The sequence below is a fragment of the Streptomyces luteolus genome (assembly GCF_029968015.1).
GTDB classification, from domain to species: Bacteria; Actinomycetota; Actinomycetes; order Streptomycetales; family Streptomycetaceae; genus Streptomyces; species Streptomyces luteolus.
Window position 1 is genome coordinate 373,259 of the sequence record NZ_JASCIS010000001.1, and the last position, 22,083, is coordinate 395,341.

A 22,083-nucleotide genomic window follows, 5' to 3' on the forward strand; every position below is an offset into this window, starting at 1 on the left:
GAAGCAGGCGAGCAGCTCATTCGCTACTGGAAATACCGGCGCGAACAGAACGAGGCTTTGGAAGCCCTACACGACTACCTCAGCCCGTTCCTGGAGGAGCTCGTCCAGAAGAACCTCACCAACGTCATCCGTGGCATGACGCAGGACGAGCGGGACAAGGTCGCAGAGCTGGCGGGCGCCATAGACGAACCCGTCCGCCCGTTCACCCCCTACGCCTTCTGACGAGGAACGACACCGCCTGCTGACATGAGGAAGAGGGCCGGTAGCCAGGAAAGTCCTGGCTACCGGCCCTCTTCGTACGGCTGGATCATCGCGTGCGTTGAGCCTTACCGACGGCTCTGGCGAGGTGAGCGTCAACAAGGCCAGGATTGCCGGAGACGATCACCAAAAGGTTGCCGGTGCGGGCTGCCGTTTGCTTGACGATCCTGCGCTGCCCGCCGGCGGAGAAGGTCAGCAACTGGCTCCACCGCTCGTCAGCGAGGTCCGGCACGGACGCCCTCTCGGTGCGCACGTCGATGACACTGCTGCCCGACGCCACCTGGAACGAGCGGCAGGAGAGCATCGCATCGAACACCTTCCCGATGCCCCGGGACAGCTTCGCCGGGCTGTCGCTGTAGAGCTCCTCGCCCAGCTCGGAGCTACTGCTGCCGGTGTACGTGAAGGACACCTTCGCCTTCCGGGGGAAGGCGAGGCCGGAGCCGGTGGCCGCGCCGGTGCCGAGCTTTTCCAACGCTGGGCAACCGATCACGGCGACGTCGCCGCTGCGGCGCGGGGCCTCGGGCTCGCGGGTGTAGCCCTCACCGAGGTCGCGCCCGGTCAGCAACCGCTCGCTCAGCTGGGCCGAGGAAAGCGGAGCGGGCGCCGAGGGCGCGCTGTCGCCACGAGGCGCGGATGCAGAGGAGGCGGGCGAGGTACCGGCGGGCTCGGCGGGGCCGGCACAGCCAGTCAAGGCGAGGGCCGCGACAACGGTGCTCAGGGCGAGAGTGGTCGTGGTGGAACGGCGCATACGGGAAACCCCTTGTGGTGATGCGAGACGGGCGGTCTGACCAGGTCGGCTCTCCGGGTGCCGACGAACGCAGGGACGGCGGGAAGGGGTTTCGGCCTGTCAGTGGCCGAGGTGGCGCAGGCCGTCTTCGAGGGTGGGGTGGAAGCGGTCGACCGGACCGGAGTTGCGGTTGTACCAGGCCGCATCCAGCCGGGACTCCTTCACCTGGTGGCCGGCCGGGCAGCGCAGCCACACCGAGTTGTCGCGCAGGTTGAAGACGATCCAGTTCCGGTATGCACCGCAGTGGCACGCGTGGACCTCGCCGTCGATGACCAGCGGCTGGTACCAGCGCATCATGAAGCCCTCGACGTCCTGGCGGCACGGCGCCCGGAACTCCGCAGGCAGGAAGTCGTCCGTCACCGTGGCGTCCGGCACGGCTGCCGGGGTCGGATCAGCGGTGGCTGGCACCGCGTCCGGGACGGCTGCTTCGGGCAGTGGCCACTCGGCGTGCAACGCCAGCACGGCCTGGCCGGCACGCTGGACTTCACGGAACTCCCGGTCCGCACGGGAACGACGACGTCGGGGCATTCGGAACATGTGGTCTCCGTCTCTCGTCGGCGACGCCGACGGTCTCCTTCATCTGACAAGTACGTGGCGGTGCCCAACAGGCTGTCTGGGAAGGCGAGTTATCAGTCGCAGCGGACGATGCTGAGCCGGTCCGCGGTACGGGCAGGCAACGTGCGGCGCATCACCGGAGCCGGCGAAGCGGCCGACGACGCGAACACGGCGGCCAGGTCGTGCGGGACGCTGCTGCTGAAGCTCGCGCACCACAGATACGGATCACCGAACCCCAGATCCGCCCATGCCTGCCAGCCCACCTGGTCAGGGCGCGGATCGCCATCTTGGACGAGCGGGGGCAGCGGCTCCAGGGAAACGCTGGCTGAGAAGCCGGGGTCGAAGGCCGTCGTATGCAGGCGGTCCGCGTCGCGGAACCAGCCGCGCGTACCCAGCTCATCGAGCACGACCTCGGGCCCGTCGAAGCCCACACTCGGCGCGGTGCGTGCGTCGAGCGCGAGAAGGAAGTCCGTCAGCGGCTCGGGCGGCACCCCGACGGTGAAGTAGGCGTTCCACTCCACCATCACGGAGCCGGTCTCTGACCGGGCACTCACCTGCCAGGCCACAGGCAGCCCGCCCAGCTCGAACGGATAGGAAGCAAGCAGCCATTCGGCGCCGCACTGCCCGTCCGGGCTGACGTACAGAAGGCTGTCGCGCGCAGTCGGCCACACCCACCAGCCAAGACCGGCCAGAGTCTCGCCGACCCGTTCGGCAAGAGCACCGTCATCGCCGGCGAGATGACGCGGGGAAACCCGATAAACCGGGTCCTTAGGGAGGGGACGGACGGGTTCGCTCGGGCGGTGCGAGGACAGGGGCGCCTCCAAGGCTTGGGGGTATTCGCTGGTAGGGCGTTGTACGTTGACATGCCTTGCAGCGCTGCTCCAGTCCCTCCAGGCTCTTTCTCGTCTGCTGAAGGCGAACTTGCCCTTCGACCTTGCTCTGCCGGACCGGAGGTTCGCTCCGGTCAGGGGGCAGAAGAACTTCACGGGCGACTACTGGGCGGTGACCTCGCACGATCCAGATCGTGCAGCGCAGAGACAGCGGCTTCCGCCACACCTGGGCGCCAAGGCACGCGCGCCACGGTGCCGATGTTCGCAGTGGTGCCACGCCGTTGGGTAAGCGAGAGAAGTTTCGCCCGGTTGGTCCGTTACCGGCAACTCTCCAAGGATTACGAGTACCTGGCCACGATCAGGCTCCTAGCGGCGTCGCGCCGCACGAGCCCAGCCCTTAAACGGGGCTTCTCAGACACCCACTAATCTCATCTCCGGCTCACCGCCGGTGACCAACTATCAGACAATCATGTGACCACAAAGGTTGAGTTCTTGACTGCGAACGACGGGAACGACGACACCGTGCCGCCCACTAGACCGGAGAAGCCTCTGCCGGTCCAAGTTGACTTCCCACCAGTGGCCAACGGGATCGACTACCTGATGAGCGTCACCGAGCACCTCACCGCCGCCGACCCGCCTGCCCCGCGAGACCTCAAGTACGCGGTGCTGCACCTCCAGGGCGCGGTCGAGGTTCTCCTCAAGGTCCGGCTGCTGCGTGAACACTGGACCTTTGTCTTCCCCGACCTCGACCATGCCAAGACCACGCGCGACGCTTTCGACAGCGGTGACTTCAAGAGCTGCACCACCGAGACGGCCGTCTCCCGGCTGAAGAAGATCGCAGGTGTGGAGATCGGCGAGAGGCCGGCCCGCGCCCTCAGCCGACTCACCAAGTCGCGCAACGCGCTCCAGCACTTCGGCCTGACTGCCTCCGCCCCCCAGATTGAGGCGAACGCCGCCGAAGTGCTGGATTTCCTCCTGGACTTCCTCCACACTCAGCTCCTGCCGTCGCTGCCGGCCGCCGAAGCGGGCAGCACCTGGACGGACCTGAACACGGTGCGCGAGCGCCTGGCTACCATCAAGTCCTTCCTCGCCAAGCGGCACCAGCAGATCCGAGCCGAGCTCGCCCCTCTCCTGCACGCGACCGTGGAATGCCCGCTGTGCGGCCAGTGGGCCATGTCGGTCGGCGTCGAGGAACCGACCTGCCGATTCTGCCTCGTGACCTGGGACGACATCGGCCATCTGGTCATGAACTACCTCGGAACCTTCGACCGCCCCGGCCTCGAGGAGGCCCGCTGCCCGGAATGCGGGGAGCAGGACCTTATTCTCAACGCCCGGGTGGCCGCCCATCCCGACCGCGCCAGCGCCCTGTGCTTCAGCTGCACCGCCGTGTTGGAACATCCCGTGGAATGCAGCAGCTGCGAGGAACTGTACGAACGGAGCGCCGACGACTTCGGCCTGTGCCCGGACTGCCTACAACAGCGCATCGACCGGTTCTGACCACCACGCCCCTGCACGCGGTTCCGCGCCGACTCGCATGCTCCGGCGGACGACGACTCTCTGCCTCTGCGAAGGCGCATCGTTGCCACACCCGCTCTCCCTTGGGTGCGGGTCAGGGCTCACACAAGATTTTCGTAGACGCTGATCCTATGGTTGGCCGTGACATCCCGACACGCTGAATACAACAAGCTTGGCCGGGCACGGGCGCTGAGCTGTACTAACTCCGCTGCCAGTACGTACGTGCTGACCGCCAGGAAGCCGCGCCGAAGAACCTGCCTCACCGCCCCAGAATCCCAGGCTTAGTGACGAGAATTCCAGGCTTAGTGACGCACGCAGCCGCCGGCTACACACGCCGAGGGCTGATCAGTCCAGCCCTCCCGTCTCCTCCAGGTGCGTAACGAACAAGGCGATGAGCCCCTCCTGCGTCGAGTCCGGAACGACTGAGTCGGGCAGGTCCTCTTCCAGGCCCCACTCCGTATTGAAGGTCACGGCCGCGCCCGGCGGGACGATGTTCTCGCGGAGCCAGAGGGCGAACTCGGCCGCTTGGGGCGCGGTGCAGTCCGTGATGGCTACGCCTTCAGAATCCCGCTTGGCCATCCCTTCGAGATCCTCGTCGGCCAGCGTGATGCCGAAGTACATCGTCGTGCTGCGATCCAACGGACCTTCGCCGGGCTCTTCTACGCGGACGAACTCGTCCGGGTCCCTGTCACGGAGCTTCCGCTCCAGCGCATCAAAGGTCAGCCCCCACGTCTCGCCCTCAGCAGGCCCAAAGACGTACATCGTGCGGAGCTCAGCGATCTGGTCTGCCTCCATGGTTCCTCTCTCAGCGCGGCTTGGATCAGGGCACGTAGCGTGCGTAGCCCTTGACACCGTAGGCGGCCATCATGATGCGCCAGTAGGCGACGGAGTCCTGGTTGTTGGTGACGGTCTCCACTCCGCGCATCTCGGTGTTGCGGGGGTCTTTGAGGGCTTCGTGGTACTTCTCAAGCTCCTTGCGGTCCTTGTCGTACAGGAAGTCCTTCTTGCCGGACTGGTGGTTCTCGCGGAGTTCGTCCAGTGACCGGTAGCACTTCTTCTGCGGGTTGTTGACGTACTTCGCCTCAATGGCCATGCCGTCGCGGTTACGGAAGCCGTCCACCATCAAGGTGCTGTTCTTGCTGATGCCCGGCGGGATGGGCACCTCGTACTCCGGGTATCCGGCCACGCGTTTCTGGTAGGCGATCTCTGCGGGCTTGCCGCCGGAAACGTCGCCGGCGCGTAGCGAGTTGAGCCACATCCCAAAGTTCTGCTGCTGAGGACCGGTGAGCGTCGGGAACCGTGGGTCCTGCGGTGTGGGTGGAGGGATGGGCTGGACACGAGGGCCTACGGGCGGGCGGTACGCGGCCGGGATCATCACAGGCACGCGGACGAGTGGCGCGAGGAAGCCCGGCAGGTTCGGAAAGAGCCCGCCCCCGTCCGGCTGGGGCATCTTCACTCGTGACTGCGCTGTATCCAACGCGGGTGGGATGTTTCCAAGGCGGGTGATGTTCATGTCGCTCGCGAGGAGCTCGTGCAGACCACCGTCGGGGCCGTCTCCTCCGAACATGGGGCGTTCCCAGATGTGCTGCGCCTCCCCGGTGAGCGGATTCGATTCCTCCGGGAGCCGCTGCAGTGCCGTGTCGATGTGGTCCGCGTACGCCTCACAGGCATTGGCGAGCATCTTGCAGGCGGTGGGCAGGTTGGCCATGAGGGTCTCGTCCTCGCTGACCTGGGTGGGTGGCGGATTCTTGCCGACGAACTTGCGGAAGAAGTTCTCCACCGCGTCGGCGGTCTCGCCCGCCTGGTCGAGCGTGGCCCTGGTCCAGGCGCCTTCTGAGTCCCAGTACGCGTCGTTCAGGATGATCGAGGCAGCACGCCAACTCCCCGCGACATCCCGCAGTTTGTCGCGTTGCCCGTGGAAGCGGGAGTTGAGCAGGTGCTGGTCAGTCCAGCTAGTCTCACCGACGACCTCGGGAAGGTCTTCCGCGTTGTGACTGGAGCGGGGCGAACAGTCGTGTCGAGGCTGGTAGCCGATGTCAGGGTCGGCCGGGTTCCCTTCGAGAAGATCCTTGGCGATCTTGCTTTCGGTCTTGAGGAAGTTCTCGGCGGACTTCAGAAGCGCGCCAGCGCCGTTGGCCATGACCTGGTGGGCGTGTCCAGAGGCATCGAAGACGGCCTTGACCGCCGGCTTGTACACAGCGGCAAACGCACGCCCTGCTTCATCGTCACCGGCCATTCCGCCCTTGTCGCTCAGCTCGTCGAACAGCAGGCTGATCATGTTGAAGACCAGGTCGCGCAGATCCACCATGGTCTGCGACGCGTTGACGAAGTTCTCGGCCTGATGCCGGATATTGACCGTTCCCCCCACACGAGCCGGTCAAGCAGCCGAAACACGCTACATGGGTGCGAAGTTGAGGGAGCACCGGCGTCGGGAGGGTGGCTCAAACCGAATCCTGCGAACGCTTAACGGCATCCCCCGCTATGTGGTGTGGGACCGCGTAGCCTCTGGCTCAGGCACGAGGGCGCATCCGGGACCGGGCGGCGCCACAACAGGCTAGAAGTCGACCCCACCGACCATCTCCGCCACACTCCCGACAAGCCGATTGATGTCCGGTGCGGCACCAGTGTCCGCCAGGAAGAAGCCGAAGAGCACGGCCACAACCGCCGGTCCGGCCTTCAGAGACTTGCCGCGGATCATCACGACCAGGACTACGCCAAGCAGCAGCACCGCTGAGATGTTCAACTCCATCAGCAGCTCGTCCCTGTCCCGAGGGACATCACAAGCGCTGCGTCCGAGCGACATCGAGGTGACGTGCGCATGGATCGGCCTGCGGCCTCTTCCTCCAAGGCACCGCAGATCGCAGGCCACGGCACCGGAAGATTGGCGCTTGCCGCCCATTGCTGGTGGAACGCTCGGACGGCGGCGCTGGCCCCGAGCCGTACAAGGCCGGGCGGAATCGCCGCGATCACCCGCCGGGCAACCCCGCCGGCGCCTCTCGCGGAAGGCGTGATCCCGCTCCCCAACAGCAGCGTCGCCGTCCGGATCGCATCCAGGGCAGGCGCAGGTGCAGCGTCGGCGAACCGGCCGAACACCAGCTTCGACCACTCCCCACGGGTGCGCGCCCAGGCAAGGCGTTCGAGACCTGTGCCGAGGTCGAGGGCCATGCGCTCGGGGTTGTCCGTGTTCCACAGGAGCACGAGGTCGCCGATGGTGAGGTCCAGGTGGTTGAACATCAGGGTCACGCCCGCGACCTGTCTGCGGTGCCAGACCTCCACTCGACCGTGGAGCTCCATGTGCCGTGCGTGGAATCCGAGTTGGGAGAGGACGTAGAGCCAGTCGTCGAGCGCCTCGGCGTAGTTGTCGATGCTGGAGATGGGCTGGACTCGGGAGACGTTGACGAACGCGGTCAGGAAGCCGTCAAGCAGGGCTCCGTTTTCATCGCGGTCACCGGTGAACCGGACCACGGGCTGCGGCAGGAATCCCCTGCGGTACGTGAAGGCCCGGCCGTCCTTGAGGAGCGGGTCGAGGGCCTGCACGGCCGAGATCGTCAGCTCGGTTTCTCGGCCCCAGCGCAGGGGCAGGCACTCGCCCCGTGGGACGCCCCGGGCAGCAAAGGCTGTGGTGAGCGTGGACAGCAGATCCGACCAGGATGGCGTCGAGCGCGGCGGGATGTACGGACTTCCGCGGTCGCGATGTCGGATCCTGAACGTCCGGCCGTTGCGGTCCGCCAGGCAGAACTCCCATTGAGGGCCGAGCACTTGGCGTAAAGCAGCGACCGCCTGGTGTGCGCGCGAGTGGCTCTCCATCAGAGCGCCGCCATGGCCTTGAAGTGGTTCGCGGGGTCGAAGCGAGCGAACCCGGTTTCCTGGACGTCGGAAGGATCGAGCGTGGAGGCACGCTCTATGGCCTCGGCCAGTGCGTGGGCCGCGCTCTCATCGTCGGCCGCGGGGTCCACGACGACGGTGGCGCCCGTACGTTCGCAGAGCGCCGCCTGGGCGCAAGTGCCGTCACGCCAGGTCAGGCCAGCGATGGGGGTGCCGGCGCGTAGGGACTCGCCGAAGACGGCTGCGCCGGCTTCCACGTAGTCCCGCGCGTAGGTGTAGACAAAGACCGAGCCCTCGGTGATGGCGGCGGTCTTGGCTGCTCCGCCCAGTTCCCCGACCCATTCCACGTGGTCGGCCGCGAGGACGTCTTCGTAGCGGCGGACATAGTCCTGGTCGAAGACCGGGCCGACGAGGCGTATGCGGCGGCCGAGGATCTGCGCCGCGCGTACTGCGAGGTGGGGTGCCTTGTCTTCGTCTATTCGTCCGAGCCAGACGAGGTCCTGGCCCTTCACGGCCGGGGGCTCCTCTTCGTTGAGCCCCAAGTGGACGGCGAGTTCGCGGGTCGGGCTGTGGGCGGCGTACCGCTCGATCATCTCGGGCGAGTAGCAGTAGAGCCGCGAATGGTCGCCGTCGAAGGTGGTGGCGGTGTGCTGGAAGCTGGGCGAGTGCTGGAACGTGGCGACGTCGCAGTCCAGCTCGCGCCACGTCCTGACCCATGAGGGCCGTGAGGGGTATTCGTGGCCGACGACGAGAAGGTCGTAGCCAGCTGACTTCAGCTCGCGTTCGGCGAGGGAGCCGGCCGTGACGTCCTCCAGGCGGACCGGTTTGCGGACCCAGCGGTCTTCGAGGTCCTCAAGCCAGCCCGGCCCGATGAGGTGTACGTCGGCGCCTGCGGTGCGGGCTCCTACGGCGACTGCCCAGAGCCATCGTTCGATCCCGCCGTATCCGGCCGGTGGAAATGCGTAACTACCGGGGAAGTCGCAGACGCCGACAAGCACCTATTCCTCCGAGGGGGTTCCGTCCGCCTTGATCCGGCGGAAGCCGAGGTACTTCACAAGGGATTCGGGCAGCAGGACCGAGCCGTCGGCCTGCTGGTGCTGCTCAAGCACGGCCGCGAGGGTGCGGCCGATGGGCAGTCCGGAGCCGTTGACCGTGGCTGCCGGGGTGGGCTTTCCGTTCTCGTCGCGGGTGCGGATGCCCGCGCGACGGCCCTGGAAGGTGGCGAAGTCGGAGACCGAGGAGATCTCGCGGTACGTGTTCTGGCTGGGCAGCCAGACCTCCAGGTCGTACGTGAGCTGGGCGGAGAAGCCGGTGTCGCCGGCGGCGAGCGTGACCACGCGGTAGGCGAGGTCCAGCTCCTTCAGGCACGCCTCTGCGTGGCCGACCATCTTCTCCATCTCCGCGCGAGCCTGGTCCGCCGCGCAGATGCGCACCATCTCGACCTTGGCGAACTGGTGTTGACGGATCAGGCCGCGGGTGTCGCGACCGTACGAACCGGCCTCCGAGCGGAAGCACGGCGTGTGCGCGGTCAGCGCAAGCGGCAGCTCGGACGTCGGGACGATCTCGTCCGCGTACAGGTTCGTGAGCGGGACCTCGGCCGTCGGGATCAGGAACAGGTCCCGGTCCGCGACGCCCGTCTTGAACAGGTCCTCTTCGAACTTGGGCAGCTGCCCCGTCCCCGTCATGGTCTTGCGGCTGACCAGGAACGGCACCGAGTGCTCGACGTAGCCGTGACGACGGGTGTGCAGGTCGAGGAACAGCGCCGCCAGCGCGCGCTCCAGCGCGGCACCGACGCCGCGCAGGACGCTGAAGCGCGGCCCCGACAGCTTGGTCGCCCGGCCGAAGTCCAGGATGCCCATGCCCTCGCCGAGGTCGACGTGGTCCTTCGGGTCGAAGGAGAAGGCTTGCGGGGTGCCGACGCGGCGCTGCTCGACCGCGAACTCCTCGGAGTCACCGTCGGGCGCCTCGTCGGCGGGCAGGTTCGGGATGGTGAGCAGCAGCTCGGTCAGCTCCTGCTGTACGCGCTCCTGCTCGGCCTCGGCCTCCCGGATCTGCTCCTTCAGCTTGCGCGCGGTCTCCTTGAGGGCGGAGATGTCGCCGCCGGCCTTCGCCGTCCGCTGGACCTCCTGCGCGATGCGCTTCGACTCGGAGCGGAGCTCGTCGCCGGACTGGATGCTCTTGTTCCGAAGGGACTGGAGGGACTCCAGAGAGGAGAGGTCCAGCGAGTAGCCACGACGGGCCAGGCGGCGGACAGCGTCCTCGCCCATGTCGATCAGAACGCGAGCATCATGCATCGGGAAAATCCCTCTGTGCGTGCGGTTGGTTTACCCGATCGAAGGTAGCAACATCCAGACCCGCCTCCGCCCGGGATTTCGCCCCATCACCCCGCTGCTCAGCATCGCCCTCGGGCTCCGCAGCGACCGCGTTGAGGAGGCTCTTCACGCAGCTCAGCAATTCCTCGTCCTCGAAGGAGACCGGCTGGACGCACGGGGCCTCCGGGAAGAACAACGGCATGGACTCACCCGCGGGCCGCTCCCGGTACCAGAGGAGGACCGAGACCAGGAGCCCGTGGCACACGACAACCCGTGGGCCGGGGTGCTCCACGGTCGCCTGCAGTCCCACGAGCATCCGCTCGATGCCCTCCCGCTGGCACTCTCGTGCGCCCGGAGGCCGGCGCCGCCCGCCGTGCTCCTCCAGCCAGGCGGCGTACTCCAGGAACGGACCGCCTTCGAAGTCGCCGTAGTCCAGCTCGTTGAGCTGTGGGTCGACCACCGGGCCCTGCTCCGGGACGCCCATCAGCATCGAAGCCGTCTGGCGAGCCCGGCGAAACTCACTGGAGAACCACGTGGACACTTGCCGCAGGGGCAGCGTGTGCCAGACCAGACCGCAGGACTGAACGCCCGCCTTGCTGAGTGGAATCGCGCGGGACGGGTCGCCGTTCACCAGATACTCGCGGCTGTAGTGGGTCTCCCCGTGGCGCAGGATGTGCGTCGTCATGCCGCCTCACCCCTCCAAGCCCGACGCCATCAGCGCGGCCAGGACCTCTGCGGCCGTTTCCTGCGCCGGATCTCCGATCTCCGAGTAATAGAGGAGTCCGTCGAGGGCGACCGCCCGGCACCATGCGGAGATCTCTGGAACCGGGATGCGGGATATCCGTGACGCGATGGCCAGCCGTTGGAAGGTCGCTTGGCCGAGGTCGTAGTAGACGCTCCAGAACGCCCAGTCGTATGCCGCGTCGCCGACCAGCGGATGCGGATCGATGAGCCGGGGGTTTCCTCGGCCGTCGAAGATCACGTTTTCCCGGTAGAGGTCGGCGTGGAGCACGGTCGTGCGGGAGGGGGACTCCCTGAGCGCTTGGAGTTCCGGCATCGCCTCGCGTACGAGCCACGCGCGCCGGTCGAGGCCGAGGGTGCCCGCCCGGCGCGCGACGCGCGGCAGCACCGTGTGCTGGAGGTGATCTCCCAGGCGGGGCAGTGCCGGCCGACCACGCTTCGCGCCGACGGCATGGAGTCCTTGGATCACCGCGGCCACCATCTGGACCTCACGAGCGGGCCGGGCTCCGCCACCAGGTCGGCCGCCGACCAGCTCCAACGAAGCCACCGACAGGTCGTCCGCAGTCTCGATGACGCCTGCCGTCGGACCGCTGGCCCACAGCCGGAGCGCCGTGACCTCGTCGCGGTAGCGAGCACGCGCGTACCAGGCTTTGAGCAGGACTGCGGTGTCATGGATGTCCCTGGCAACGGCGACGACCGAGGAGTGCCCGGCGTCGTGGTAGCTCTCAAGCGTCAACTTCCACCGCTCGGCGGCCTCCGCCAGGACCTGCGGGGCTGCGTCGAGCCAGCTGCCGGCCTCCAGCCCGTAGTGGGCCAAGAGCCGAGACCGTGCACCCGATGGAACACCACCGAGCGATCGTGCCGTCATCAGCTCAACACCATCCCGGCCGATACGAGTTCGTCGGTCAGGGCGGGGAATTCGTCCAGGGCCTCGGTGATCAGTGCCTGCACCTTGTCGAGCTCCACGTCCGAGGAAGAGAGCCGCACCAGAATGCGCCACGGCTGGTCGAGCCGATGCCCGGTCGTGCTGACGAGATGGACCTCTGCGTGCTCGCCTGTGGCCTCGTACAGGCGGTTCGCCAACCGCTGCGCGGCGATGTTGTACAGCTTGCCCACGTGGTAGACGGGGTTCTTGCCGTTGGCGCCCTCCAGGTTCATGGGCCGCAGCGGCGTGATGAGCCCGTTGACGCGGTTGCCACGGCCGACGACGCCCTCGTCCCCGAATTCGATCGAGCTGCCGGTGTGGGTGAGGTACAGCTCGTCCTTCTCAGGCACGTCACGGGCGTTGAGCCTGAAGCTGACCTTGGCGCCTGGCAGTCGGAGCGCGGCCATGCGGTAGCACTCGGCCAGAACGGGCTCGGTGTTGCGGAGGTACTCGGCCAGAACGGGCTCGGTGTTGCGGATGTACTCGGCCCGGCTCGCGACGTGGCGGGACTTCTGGGGCACGCAGAGCACGACGTCGGCCTGCTCCCCGTCCCAGTAGCCCATGAGTTTGACGTCGGACCCGCACCAGCAGTGGGCGCGGGTGAAGTCGCTGTCGCCCGAGAAGTGGTCCACGAGCTCCCGTACGAACGACTCGAAGGCGTTCTCCGGCGCCCATCCCGTACCCAGCGACGTGTCGTTCGACAGCCGGACCCGACGTTCGCGCAGATCGTCGACCGAGCGCGGGTTGAACCACCGTGTGCGGTCGGGGACTTCGTCGCCGGTGAGTACGGCGCCGGGGCTGGAGTTGCTGGTGATGTTGAAGACGATGTCGAGGTGGTCCGAGACCTCGGGCAGCCGCTCGGCGAAGAACGCCCGGATCTCGGTCTCGACGATCTCGCTGACGGGGATGCGCTCGCCGCCACACATCGGCGCGGCCCGACCGTTGACCAGGACCCGGACGGGAGAGGTCATCTCCCCGCCGCCGTACCGGACTTCGCTGGCTCCGCCGAGCAGGGCGAGCTTGTCGAAGTTGTGGTGAAGGACGGCGCCGAAGTGCCGCACGGTGTACCGGCTGTACGCCCGGGACAACCGCTCGGCCAAGTGGTCGGCGAGGGTGTCCGGGTGGCCGAGGCCCTTGCGCTCGACGATGGTGGTCGCGTCGGGCCGGGATGCACCGGTCTCGATCACCAGGTGGCTGTTCCCGAAAGTCGTGCTCGTGCGGGGCATAGTCGTGCTCCCATCTCAAGGTCGACTGCTGGGCGGTGTGATCAGTGAAGCCAGCCGGCGACCTGGCGGGAACGTTTCTAGGGGGTTTCTCCTCACACCGAGGGCTCTCATGCGCACGTCAGCGTGGGTAACCTCCCCAACAACAAACGGGGTTGACGGGGAGGCCGCACATGACCGGTGAGGCGTTAGCCATGCACCCACTGACGTTCGTTCGCCAGTCGAGCGGATGGGGAAAGGCCGAACTTGCCCGCCTCATGCAGACACGGGGCAAGGAACTGGGCATCCCTCTGGCGACCAACCGCACCACCATGTGGAAGTGGGAACAGGGGCAGGAGCCGGATGCCGACGCACAGCGCGTCCTCGCCGAACTGCTGTGCGTTCCGTACGAACTGGTCCGGGCGGAAGGATGGCCCCGGTGGCTCCCCGTATGGGAAGTCACCGGCCTCACGGCCCCATGGACCGAAGCCGGCACCGTCGAAGCGCTGGCCGACCTGGTGGGGAGTGGCCGTATGGACCGTCGAGGCTTCCTCACCATCACCGGGGCCGCACTGACCGGGCTTGCGGCGAGCTGGGCCGATGCACCCGCCGCTTTCGCCTCTGCCCTGAACGGTGATCGCGTCACCGACACGATGGTCTCGACGATCGAGCAGCGCATCAGCACGCTCCGCACACTCGACGACCAACTCGGCGGCGCCCGACTCCTGGAGCAGGCACGCGGCGATCTCGCCCTGATCACCACCCTCTTGAGCACCGGCCGCTACACGGAAACAATCCGCATACGGCTGTACGCCCTCGCGGCCCGCGTATCGCACCTCACCGGCTGGATGGCCTACGACGCTGGGCTGCGCTCTGCAGGACAGCGGTACTACGTCGGGGCCATGCGCAGCGCCCGGACTGCTGGCGACGACGCCTTCGGAGCCTTCGTACTGGCGGAAATGGGCGTCCACGTCTCCGAAGCCGGCCGGACCGCCGAGCGAGTCGACCTCATCTCAACCGCCATCGACAACGCCCCTCGGACCCTGTCGCCCTACACCCAGTCCTTCCTCTACCTGCACAAGGCCGAAGCGCTCTCCCGCGACGGCGACCACCAGAGGGCCGGTAGCGCGCTCAACCGGGCTGCCTCCTTACTGGGAGCGTCACACCGTCGAGGAGAACCCGGACTGGCTCGACTGGTTCGGCGAGGCACAACTGAGGTCTACCGAAGGCAAAGTCCTCCTGCGCGCAGGCCAGTTGGACCGCGCGACGAAATCCCTGGAAACCTCCGTCAAGCAAGCCACACCCAGGGACAAGGCCGTACGCTCCGCCCGCCTCGCTGAAGCTCGCCTCGCCGGCCACGACCTCGACGGAGCCCTCGACGCTGCCAACTACGGCACCGAGCTCCTCGAAGACAAGGTCAGCTCCGTGCGAGCCATGGACCGCCTGAAAGAGTTCTCGGAGCAGCTCCAGCCTCACAAGGCAGTCCCGGCCGTCCGTGAGTTCCGCGAGCGGCTTCAGGCACTGCCTGACGCGGCGTGACGGGTTACCCGACCTCGGATGGGGCCCTCTCGGAGACGGTGACCGAAGTGCCAGGATGGCGGCATGACGACGATCAACGGTGAGGTTGCGTCCGGGTTCGAGCCAGTGCGCGAGGCGTTCGCGGCGAATTTCGATCAGCACGGGGACATCGGCGCGGCAGTCTGCGTGTATCACCATGGCCGTCCGGTGGTGGACCTGTGGGGCGGGATAGCCGACACCGACACTGGGCGTCAGTGGGAGCAGAACACCCTGCAGCTCCTCTACTCGGCAACCAAGGGAGTGACCGCCACCGCAGCACATCTGCTGGCCCAGCGAGGCGAGCTCGACCTGGACGCCCCGGTGGCCAAGTACTGGCCGGAGTTCGCTGCGAACGGCAAGGCAGACATCCCGGTGCGGTGGCTGTTGTCCCACCAGGCTGGCCTGGTGGCGCTCGACCAACCAGTGCCGCTGGAAGAGGCGTTGGCATGGCACCCGATGGCCAGTGCACTCGCCGCGCAACGCCCCCTATGGACGCCGGGAACGGCGCACGGGTATCACGGCCGGACGTGGGGCTGGCTGGTCGGCGAGGTCATCCGCCGGGTGTCCGGCCGTACGCCGGGCCGCTTCGTCGCCGACGAGATCGCAGGCCCTCTGGGACTCGACTTCCACATCGGGTTGCCGACGAGCGAACGTCATCGCGTCAGTCGCATGTCGTACCGGCAGCCCGAGGTCGACCTCACCACCGTTACCCAAGAGGAAGTCCCCGAAGAACTCCGTGACCAGGTCGCTGCCTGGCGCGACCCAAACTCCTTCAGCAACCGGGCGTTCCAGGTCACCGACCCGGCCAACATCGACTTCAACTCCCCGGAAGTCCAGGCCGCAGAGCTCCCGGCCTCCAACGGCATCGGCACCGCACACAGCCTGGCCCGCATGTATGCCGCGTTGATCGGTGAGGTGGAAGGCGTACGCCTCCTCACGCCGGACAGCCTTGCCTCGGCAGCCGAGGAGCAGGCCGCTGGCCTCGACCAAGTCGTCGTCACACAGAGCCGGTTTAGCTCCGGGTACATGCTCCCCACCGAAGACACCCCCATGATCGGTCCCAACTCGTTCGGCCACACCGGCCGAGGCGGGTCACTCGGCTTCGCCGATCTGGAAGTTGGGATCGCTTTCGGGTACACGATGAACCACATCATCGGGGGCGCCGACGACGTTCGTGCGTTGGCGCTGGTTGACTCAGTGCGAAGGTCGCTGGCGTAACGGATCGAGGAGCCGTCAAGGCTCTCCGCTCCAGGACCGGCCGTGACACAACGCACTGGCAGGGGCAGCAAGTAGCCGGGAAGCGAAGCGAGGCACTCGAACGCTCCTCCGTACTCTGGGAAGACGACGCCCATCTCGATCTCTAGTGCAGTCCAAGGGATCAGCCGCTGCGAAGGAGCTGGATGCGCAGGCTGCTTGGGCGATATCGACGGTCATTGCGCGCGGCGTCGCGGGCCAGTGGCACAGTGAGCGCATGCAGCCGCCTGCATGGGCGGGGACCGCGGACACCCCGATATCCGCGCCCGACGCCTTCGACATCCCCGTGTTCCTCCGCCGCAGCTCCCCGCTGACCCCGGCCCCACGGCCATCCCCCTCACAGGTGGCCTCGGCCTACCAACCCTGGCCCAAGGGCGCTGGCATCCCCGCAGACGGCGCGTATCTGGTCGGGGCGACGTGGCGTGCCCTCCTCGACGCCACGACCACGGTAGGTCGAGACATCGGCCCCTGGATCACCGCCACTCCACGGCTGGCCCGCCGCGAGATCATGGCACGCCGGTACCCCCTCTCGGCCTACCTCGTCCGTACCGGGCGCGAGGTCGTGCCCAGCGTCGTCTACTCCCACGGAACGGAGAGTTCGACTCGCACCGCCTTCGGCTACCACGTCGGCATGACGATGGCCGAGTGGGCGTGCCGGAAGATGGGGCTCGGTCCCACCACACACGCCGAGAGCGCGATACCGCCGGGTGCGGCGCCCGGCTGGGCCAAGACGCCCAGCCTGCCGGACCTTTTCGGGACGCACCCAGCCACTTCCGAGCTCTGGATAGTCGAGGCGAAAGGGAGCCGTCGGCTCGGCCTGCGCCCCAGGGTCAAGGGAGCGAAGCAACTCGACGTCGGGGCCCTCGTGCCCGTTCCGCACCAGAGGGTGCTGTGCGGGACCAGCTTGGAGCGACGCCTGTTCATGATGATCGATGTGGAGGGCGGCCCGACAGCTGGGAACCTCGGTGACCCATCGGCGGACAGCACCCCTGAGGAGATGCTGGAACAGGACGACGAGGCGCTCCTGGAGCTCGCTCGGTCGCGAATGCTGACGTATCTGGCGCTGAAATCGCTGCCCCAGGGCAAGCTGCGCGTCGCGGCTGTCGGCAGGCCCGAGGAAGGATCAGCAGCAGCGCGAAGGGATCCGATCCGACTGCTTGAGAGCGACCGGGCGACGACCGAGCTGCGCCGCCACGTCGCACCAGATGCCGGGGACGAGGCTATCCGGCAACAGAACGGCCTGGACATGCTGGCGGGACGAGTACCTGGAACGGATCTCATGCTCGGGATGTCCCGCCGCCTGTACGGCGCGTGCCAAGCACTGTCCTATGCAGAGCGTCGCGTCATCGCACGGGTCCGGGAAGAGCAGCCCAGGTACGTGGAGGAGCTACCCCGCGAAGTTCAGCGCTCGGACAGCGCAGTCGCGCGGCGGCACGACAGGCAGAAGAGCGATCGCGCGCGTGAGGAGAGGATCACCGAGGTTCAGGAATACGCGCGACGAGTCCGAGAGCAACAGCGGGACGACCAACTACGCTCGGTGCGGGACGGTTTCACGATGGGGGACAGCGGCTCCTGGATGCACCTCATCGACCTGGCTCCGCGCCTTACCTTCCCCAGGGAGGAAGGGTTCCTGGAGGCGGCAACCTCAGACACCTACCTCGCGGTTGAGGAAGAGGCGCTGGACCTCAACGCCGAAGTCGAATAGCCGCAGCCGGCAAGGCAGATTGGCCGCTGGCCACAGCTCGATGGATAGCCGGCATACCCCCGATGCACCACTTCCGTTGGAGGTATTCGCCCCATGCGATCTCGTATTTGAGCATCATGAGTCGATGCCGCAACGCAATCTCCGAGCCAACAGAGACAAGGCGGCTATCACCATGCCGTCCTTCGGCCCCCATCGCGCAGCGGAGGTGGACGCGTACCTTGCTGCAGAGGGGAACGCCCGTATCCGCTTCTCCACTCTGATCGAAGGGGAGACCAACCCGTACTGGGCTCCCTGGTGGGACCACATCAATACGCTCATCCACGATCACGCTCCCGCCAACCGGCAGGGCGAGTACGCGGCCGCACTACGCCGCGAGGGCGACTACTTGCCGCGTTTGATGGAGCTGGCGACCGGGCGCGCACTGCGGCTCGCCGGAGTGCGATGCGAGCTCGACCGGCCGCTACCGCGGGCGGGGTCCACCTCAGCGACCCCGGACTGGACTGGCCTCGATACCAATGGCGCCCCCGTAATCGTCGTGGACACGAAGACGATCATGCCGATCGGTGAGTTCGACCGCCAGCACCGCTGGGCCATGGTGGCGGAAGCCGTCAGGCAGACCATCCCCTATCCAGTGGCTTTCGTCGTCCGCGTTCGTGACGCCGTGCCCCCGCCCGCTGACGAGGACGAGGCCGCCGAGTTGGCCGCGGCCTTGCACCTACAGCTACGTCTGCATCCACGGCAGCATGAGTTCCAGGCGGGCGGCAGCACGTTCTATCTCTTCGACAGCGCCTACGAGCAGCAGCCGCGCCTGGACTGGTCCGGCATCCTCACGGGCCGGTTCTTGTTGCCTCGCCCGTGCTACGGCTTGGTGGACGAGACCCGCATCGCCGCAGCAGTGCAGGAGAAGGTGACTGACTACGCGCCGCACCTGGGCGACGTACCACTCGTCGTGGCATTGACCTGCCACCCCTGGGTGGGCCTGTCTGCAGGATCCCTCCACTCGCTCGTGGCAGGCGGCCCGCGTGTGCTGTTCAACCAGGACGTGAGCGATCAGCTGTGCCCCGAACCGCTTCCCGCTCCAGAGACCCACGCTCCGCCTTGGACTCCGCCTCCCGAGCTGGCTGCCGTGGTGTGGATCGACAACGTCCCACCCTTCGATGGCACGTGGTGGCACAACCCGGCAGCTCGGAACCCCTTGGCGGAGCACGTCAGCACACCACACGGACAAGGCTGAACCAGCAGTTCACAGCTCGTCTCCGCTACGAATCCGGGTCGCAGTTCCGGTTCCATTCGCCCCGCACACCCCAGTACCCCCACCCGTAACGGCAAGCGCGTGTGATCAACCGCGTTGGCAACTGTTTATCGTCAACGCACAAGCGGCCCCCGCTACTTCGGGCTGGAAGCAGCAGGGGCCGCCTGTGCGCTGGGGGTAATCCGCCGTGCGCCGGTCAGTTCTCCATGCTGCGCCGACGCCTCACGCGGGCCAGGACGAAGCCAGCGGCCAGGAGCGCAGCGGCGATGGCGGAGACGAGGCCGACCTGAGCGCCCGTGTCGGCGAGGCCGCCCTCCCCTTCGTCCTTGCCAGGAGGCGTGGACGGCTGGTCATTCCCCGGCGCAGGGCTGCTGGGAGCCTCGGTCGGGGTTTGGCTGGCCGGCGGAGTCCCCGGGGTGGTGGGCTTGCTGCTCTCCGTCGGGCTGGGGGTCGGCGTGGTGGGCGGGGTCTCGTCGGTGGACTTGCCGGCGGTGTTGCCGCCGAGCATCACGAGGCCATCGGTGTCGGCGTCATCGGTCATGGCGTCGGCGGCGATCTTCGCCGTGCGGGGCGCGTAGCGGTGCTCCACCTGGAATCGCAGGCTGGAGATGTTGCGCTTGGGCTGCTTGGAGAAGTCCACACCGCCGACCATGTAGACCATCACGCCTTGGGCAGTGTCCACGTTGTAGCGGAACTCGCCCTCGGTGAAGATCTTGCGGTACTTCTTGAACAGGGCGTCCTTGTCCCAGTTCTGGTTGGGGGCGCGCAGCGGCCACCGCTTCACATCGTTGCTGTTGATCAGCTTGCGGTAGTCGGTGGGGGACTTGGCGTCCTGGAGACGGATCCACTCCGCGGCCACTCGGGCCGTGTACACACGGCGCAGGTCGGCATACTGCGGGGCCGTGTTGATGGTCTTCTCCACCTCAGGGACGATCATCCGGTCAATGACCGCCTGGGCCTGACGCCGCTGCGCCTTGCTGGGGTTGCAGATCGCCTCGCCACCGCCGGGCTGGGTGGCGAAGTCCTGAGGCGTGGACTTCAGCTTCAAGGGTGTGTCGAGGATGTAGATGCCGCCGTCCTGCTCACGCACCGTCGCCGTCTTGGGCTCGATCCAGTTGCGGATCCCGGCGAAGCAGGGCCGACCGTTCTCCTTGGGCAGCGACGCCCAGAACCGCTTACCGAGGTCGGTCTTGGGGTCCATCGTCTTGAAGAAGTCGTGCTTCATCTGGAGGTCCGCTTCCAGGAGCACGCGGCCCGCGTCGGTGGACGCGAACTTGTCGTCCATGACCCGGTCGGGCTGGTCCGGGTTGAGGTTGACCCAGAACTTGTCCGGTGTGAGCGCGAGCCAGGTGAAGAAGGCGTCCGAGATGAGCTGTGCCTTGGGCTGCGCGCCCCAGCCACCGTCGTTCTCGTCCGGCAGCTTCTTCGCGCTGAAGGCGTAGTTCAGGCCCTCTCCCTTGACCGGCTTGCCGATGTAGCGCAGGTCCAGGGTGGTGAAGTCGACTCCGCCCGGCCCCTTGGCGAACCGGCCGTTGGTGTCGATGGCCTTGATGCGAGCCTTCTGTTCCTTCCATTCCTTGGCGGTGTTCGGCGACTGGTCGATGATGTCGTTACCGCCGCCCCGGGATCCGGTGCTCACGCCGTTCCCGATGGACATGATGGGCGAGTTCTTGCGGTAGGGGCCCTTCTCGGCCCACTTGGGTGCGCGAGGGACATGGTCGGAGTGGTAGTTGTACTCCCTGACGCGGTCGGCGCCGGCGAGGCGCTTCATGGACTTAATGAAGCGTCGCCCCTCGCTCGTCTGGTTCTCGCCGAAGACGAAGGTGTACTTGTACGACCTCCAGCCGGGGTGGCGCGCCCACGCCCGGTCGGCGGGAACCTGCTTGGGGTTGGGCTTGCCGTTGGACTTGATCTCGACGATGTCGCGGGTCTTCTTGTTGTAGGCGTCCAGGACCCGCTTGTAGCGCTTTCCAGTTGTGGGGTCCTTGAAATACACCTCCTTCTGACAGATCCAGTCCGGCCCGACCAGACCCATCTCCTTGACGACCTTCTTCTCGAAGGCTTCCCCGCGTGGGTCGCTGCCGTGGTTGGGGATGTACTGCTTGGTCAGGTAGTCGGTGAACTTCTTCCACTTCTTCTGGTTGTTGAAGCGGGCGTAGATCCGGCGAGGATCGTTGTGGGTGTACTTCTTGTAGTTCTTCCCTGCGGCCTTGACTTGCGCGTTGGTGGGCTTGAGGCCGTCGAACGCCATGGCTGGGTTGACGTACTGATAGGAGTCCCACAGGGCTTTGCTTCGGGACGCGTCACCGTATGGCAAACCCTTGGGCGGGATGCCGGAGCCCTTCAGGCCGTGCAGTTCGTCGCAGCGCTTACCGGGCTTGAGCGGTCCCGCGGCCTCGGCGGTGCCGGACAGGGCGGGCAAGCCGGTGAGGGCCACAGCCGTGGCGCACGCGAGCGCCAGGACGCTCTTGCGGACCGCGCGCCACGGGCCACCGAGTATGGGTTGATTCACGTGAGATGTTCCCCCGGGGGCCCGCGTTATCGACCTCATCCGGCGCCAGGGGCCCCGTGTTCGTGTGACGCCGGAGAGCCATCCCACCCTAGGCGTTCAAATGTTCGCCGTGGCACGGATTTTGAGTCATGCTGAGCCGCAACAGCCCGCCTGGTCACGGTAGTTACCCTGCGCGGACGTCAGCACCAACCGTTACGGTGGGCCCATGAGTCGCGGGAACTGGAGCACCAAGGACGTTCGCGAAGCACGGGAGATCGACGTGCTGCGCCTGGAGAACGACGTGCTGCCCCTGTGGCTGCAGGAGCAGCAGTCGCGGTTCTCCGAGTGGGTGCAGGAGATCGGCGGGGTGTGGGACTTCTCCCCCGAATCCCTGGACCGGCTGGAGGCGGTCGTACGGGAGCGGTACAAGGTCCAGGCGGAGTTCCGGAACCAGGAGGCCGAACCGTTCTTGCAGGTAGCGGCCTGGTACCTGGGGGAGGTTCACAATCGCTACCGGGGCACGCAGTGGCAGGTGCACCCCGATGCCAAGGGGCGTCATCGCTGGAAGTGGTACCCGTTCGTCATCCCCGCGTGGGACCGGGTCGACGACTATGAGGACGAGGACGGCATCGACTATGACGCCCGCCCCATCGTCGAACCGCTCAACAGCCTGCAGGCCATCGTGCTGGAGCCGTACGAGCGCCCCGAGCCGGGCCAGTCGCTACGAGACGAGCTGGACGCGTACGAGACGAAGGGTTGAGACCCGGCCCATGCCGACCGACGCGGTGCCGCGCAGCCGAGGCCACCGCCCCCACCGCGGGAACTGATCTGCGGATCTGCTTCGTCCACTTGGCACGCCAAGCGGGCCTCACAC

The 22,083-nt window shown here is 66.9% G+C and carries 19 protein-coding genes and 1 pseudogene; 7 read left to right on the forward strand and 13 right to left on the reverse strand.

Annotation, left to right across the window (positions count from 1 at the left end):
* Positions 1-57: 57 nt before the first annotated feature.
* A complete protein-coding gene (locus QIT00_RS01690; RefSeq protein ID WP_282533194.1) occupies positions 58-222 on the forward strand; it encodes a hypothetical protein in 165 nt (54 codons plus the stop codon).
* An 85-nt stretch (positions 223-307) separates the two neighbouring features.
* On the opposite strand, the gene QIT00_RS01695 is transcribed toward QIT00_RS01690, so the two are convergent.
* From QIT00_RS01695 to QIT00_RS01705, 3 genes are all read right to left on the reverse strand, one after another.
* The gene (locus QIT00_RS01695; RefSeq protein WP_282533195.1) at positions 308-1,006 is read right to left on the reverse strand and encodes a hypothetical protein; all 699 of its coding nucleotides are present in this window, start codon (positions 1,004-1,006) and stop codon (positions 308-310) included.
* A gap of 99 nt (positions 1,007-1,105) precedes the next feature.
* Positions 1,106-1,582, reverse strand: coding sequence for a hypothetical protein (locus QIT00_RS01700; protein ID WP_282533196.1), 477 nt, complete (start codon positions 1,580-1,582; stop codon positions 1,106-1,108).
* Positions 1,583-1,674: 92 nt separating this feature from the next.
* Positions 1,675-2,424, reverse strand: coding sequence for a DUF317 domain-containing protein (locus QIT00_RS01705; protein ID WP_282533197.1), 750 nt, complete (start codon positions 2,422-2,424; stop codon positions 1,675-1,677).
* Between the two features lie 582 nt (positions 2,425-3,006).
* Between QIT00_RS01705 and QIT00_RS01715 the strand changes: the two genes are divergently transcribed.
* Positions 3,007-3,927 (forward strand): hypothetical protein, encoded by a 921-nt coding sequence (locus QIT00_RS01715; RefSeq protein WP_282533198.1) that lies wholly within the window; start codon positions 3,007-3,009, stop codon positions 3,925-3,927.
* A gap of 363 nt (positions 3,928-4,290) precedes the next feature.
* On the opposite strand, the gene QIT00_RS01720 is transcribed toward QIT00_RS01715, so the two are convergent.
* The 9 genes from QIT00_RS01720 to QIT00_RS01760 form a co-directional block, all read right to left on the reverse strand.
* The gene (locus QIT00_RS01720) at positions 4,291-4,740 is read right to left on the reverse strand and encodes a hypothetical protein (RefSeq protein ID WP_282533199.1); all 450 of its coding nucleotides are present in this window, start codon (positions 4,738-4,740) and stop codon (positions 4,291-4,293) included.
* Between the two features lie 25 nt (positions 4,741-4,765).
* A complete protein-coding gene (locus QIT00_RS01725) occupies positions 4,766-6,313 on the reverse strand; it encodes a restriction endonuclease fold toxin-2 domain-containing protein (RefSeq protein ID WP_282533200.1) in 1,548 nt (515 codons plus the stop codon).
* Between the two features lie 186 nt (positions 6,314-6,499).
* The gene (locus QIT00_RS01730; RefSeq protein WP_282533201.1) at positions 6,500-6,694 is read right to left on the reverse strand and encodes a hypothetical protein; all 195 of its coding nucleotides are present in this window, start codon (positions 6,692-6,694) and stop codon (positions 6,500-6,502) included.
* Complete coding sequence (locus QIT00_RS01735; RefSeq protein ID WP_282533202.1) at positions 6,694-7,482, reverse strand: hypothetical protein; 789 nt, start codon at positions 7,480-7,482, stop codon at positions 6,694-6,696. The genes QIT00_RS01730 and QIT00_RS01735 overlap by 1 nt, the downstream gene beginning before the upstream one ends.
* A 269-nt stretch (positions 7,483-7,751) precedes the next feature.
* Entirely contained in the window at positions 7,752-8,768 is a 1,017-nt protein-coding gene (locus QIT00_RS01740) for a glycosyltransferase family protein (protein WP_282533203.1), read from the reverse strand.
* Entirely contained in the window at positions 8,769-10,064 is a 1,296-nt protein-coding gene (serS, locus tag QIT00_RS01745; RefSeq protein WP_282533204.1) for a serine--tRNA ligase, read from the reverse strand.
* On the reverse strand, positions 10,057-10,767 hold the full coding sequence (locus QIT00_RS01750; protein WP_282533205.1) for a histidine phosphatase family protein: 711 nt from the start codon (positions 10,765-10,767) through the stop codon (positions 10,057-10,059). The genes serS and QIT00_RS01750 overlap by 8 nt, the downstream gene beginning before the upstream one ends.
* A gap of 6 nt (positions 10,768-10,773) precedes the next feature.
* Positions 10,774-11,640, reverse strand: a complete 867-nt coding sequence (locus QIT00_RS01755; protein ID WP_282533206.1) for an aminoglycoside phosphotransferase family protein — start codon at positions 11,638-11,640, stop codon at positions 10,774-10,776.
* A gap of 50 nt (positions 11,641-11,690) precedes the next feature.
* Positions 11,691-12,974 carry a methionine adenosyltransferase gene (locus QIT00_RS01760; protein WP_282533207.1) on the reverse strand — a complete coding sequence of 428 codons (1,284 nt, stop codon included), beginning with the start codon at positions 12,972-12,974 and terminating at the stop codon, positions 11,691-11,693.
* Positions 12,975-13,144: 170 nt separating this feature from the next.
* Between QIT00_RS01760 and QIT00_RS01765 the strand changes: the two are divergent.
* The 4 genes and pseudogenes from QIT00_RS01765 (at position 13,145) to QIT00_RS01780 (ending at position 18,700) form a co-directional block, all read left to right on the forward strand.
* Positions 13,145-14,489, forward strand: a pseudogene (locus tag QIT00_RS01765) (tetratricopeptide repeat protein).
* Between the two features lie 63 nt (positions 14,490-14,552).
* Entirely contained in the window at positions 14,553-15,725 is a 1,173-nt protein-coding gene (locus QIT00_RS01770) for a serine hydrolase domain-containing protein (protein WP_282533208.1), read from the forward strand.
* 253 nt (positions 15,726-15,978) lie between these two features.
* Positions 15,979-17,466 (forward strand): hypothetical protein, encoded by a 1,488-nt coding sequence (locus QIT00_RS01775; protein ID WP_282533209.1) that lies wholly within the window; start codon positions 15,979-15,981, stop codon positions 17,464-17,466.
* 124 nt (positions 17,467-17,590) lie between these two features.
* Positions 17,591-18,700, forward strand: a complete 1,110-nt coding sequence (locus tag QIT00_RS01780) for a hypothetical protein (protein WP_282533210.1) — start codon at positions 17,591-17,593, stop codon at positions 18,698-18,700.
* A 214-nt stretch (positions 18,701-18,914) separates the two neighbouring features.
* Here QIT00_RS01780 and QIT00_RS01785 read toward each other — a convergent pair whose 3' ends face one another.
* Positions 18,915-21,230, reverse strand: a complete 2,316-nt coding sequence (locus QIT00_RS01785) for a hypothetical protein (protein WP_282533211.1) — start codon at positions 21,228-21,230, stop codon at positions 18,915-18,917.
* Between the two features lie 205 nt (positions 21,231-21,435).
* Here QIT00_RS01785 and QIT00_RS01790 point away from each other — a divergent pair, with 205 nt between their 5' ends.
* On the forward strand, positions 21,436-21,969 hold the full coding sequence (locus tag QIT00_RS01790; RefSeq protein WP_282533212.1) for a hypothetical protein: 534 nt from the start codon (positions 21,436-21,438) through the stop codon (positions 21,967-21,969).
* The last annotated feature ends 114 nt before the right edge of the window (positions 21,970-22,083 follow it).

Bases quoted from the DNA above. Each gene is read 5' to 3' on its own strand.
- QIT00_RS01695 (WP_282533195.1), bottom strand. From the start codon at position 1,006: ATGCGCCGTTCCACCACGACCACTCTCGCCCTGAGCACCGTTGTCGCG.
- QIT00_RS01700 (WP_282533196.1), bottom strand. From the start codon at position 1,582: ATGTTCCGAATGCCCCGACGTCGTCGTTCCCGTGCGGACCGGGAGTTC.
- QIT00_RS01750 (WP_282533205.1), bottom strand. From the start codon at position 10,767: ATGACGACGCACATCCTGCGCCACGGGGAGACCCACTACAGCCGCGAG.
- QIT00_RS01790 (WP_282533212.1), top strand. From the start codon at position 21,436: ATGAGTCGCGGGAACTGGAGCACCAAGGACGTTCGCGAAGCACGGGAG.
- serS (WP_282533204.1), bottom strand. From the start codon at position 10,064: ATGCATGATGCTCGCGTTCTGATCGACATGGGCGAGGACGCTGTCCGC.
- QIT00_RS01760 (WP_282533207.1), bottom strand. From the start codon at position 12,974: ATGCCCCGCACGAGCACGACTTTCGGGAACAGCCACCTGGTGATCGAG.
- QIT00_RS01775 (WP_282533209.1), top strand. From the start codon at position 15,979: ATGCAGCCGCCTGCATGGGCGGGGACCGCGGACACCCCGATATCCGCG.
- QIT00_RS01720 (WP_282533199.1), bottom strand. From the start codon at position 4,740: ATGGAGGCAGACCAGATCGCTGAGCTCCGCACGATGTACGTCTTTGGG.
- QIT00_RS01770 (WP_282533208.1), top strand. From the start codon at position 14,553: ATGACGACGATCAACGGTGAGGTTGCGTCCGGGTTCGAGCCAGTGCGC.
- QIT00_RS01730 (WP_282533201.1), bottom strand. From the start codon at position 6,694: ATGGAGTTGAACATCTCAGCGGTGCTGCTGCTTGGCGTAGTCCTGGTC.
- QIT00_RS01780 (WP_282533210.1), top strand. From the start codon at position 17,591: ATGCCGCAACGCAATCTCCGAGCCAACAGAGACAAGGCGGCTATCACC.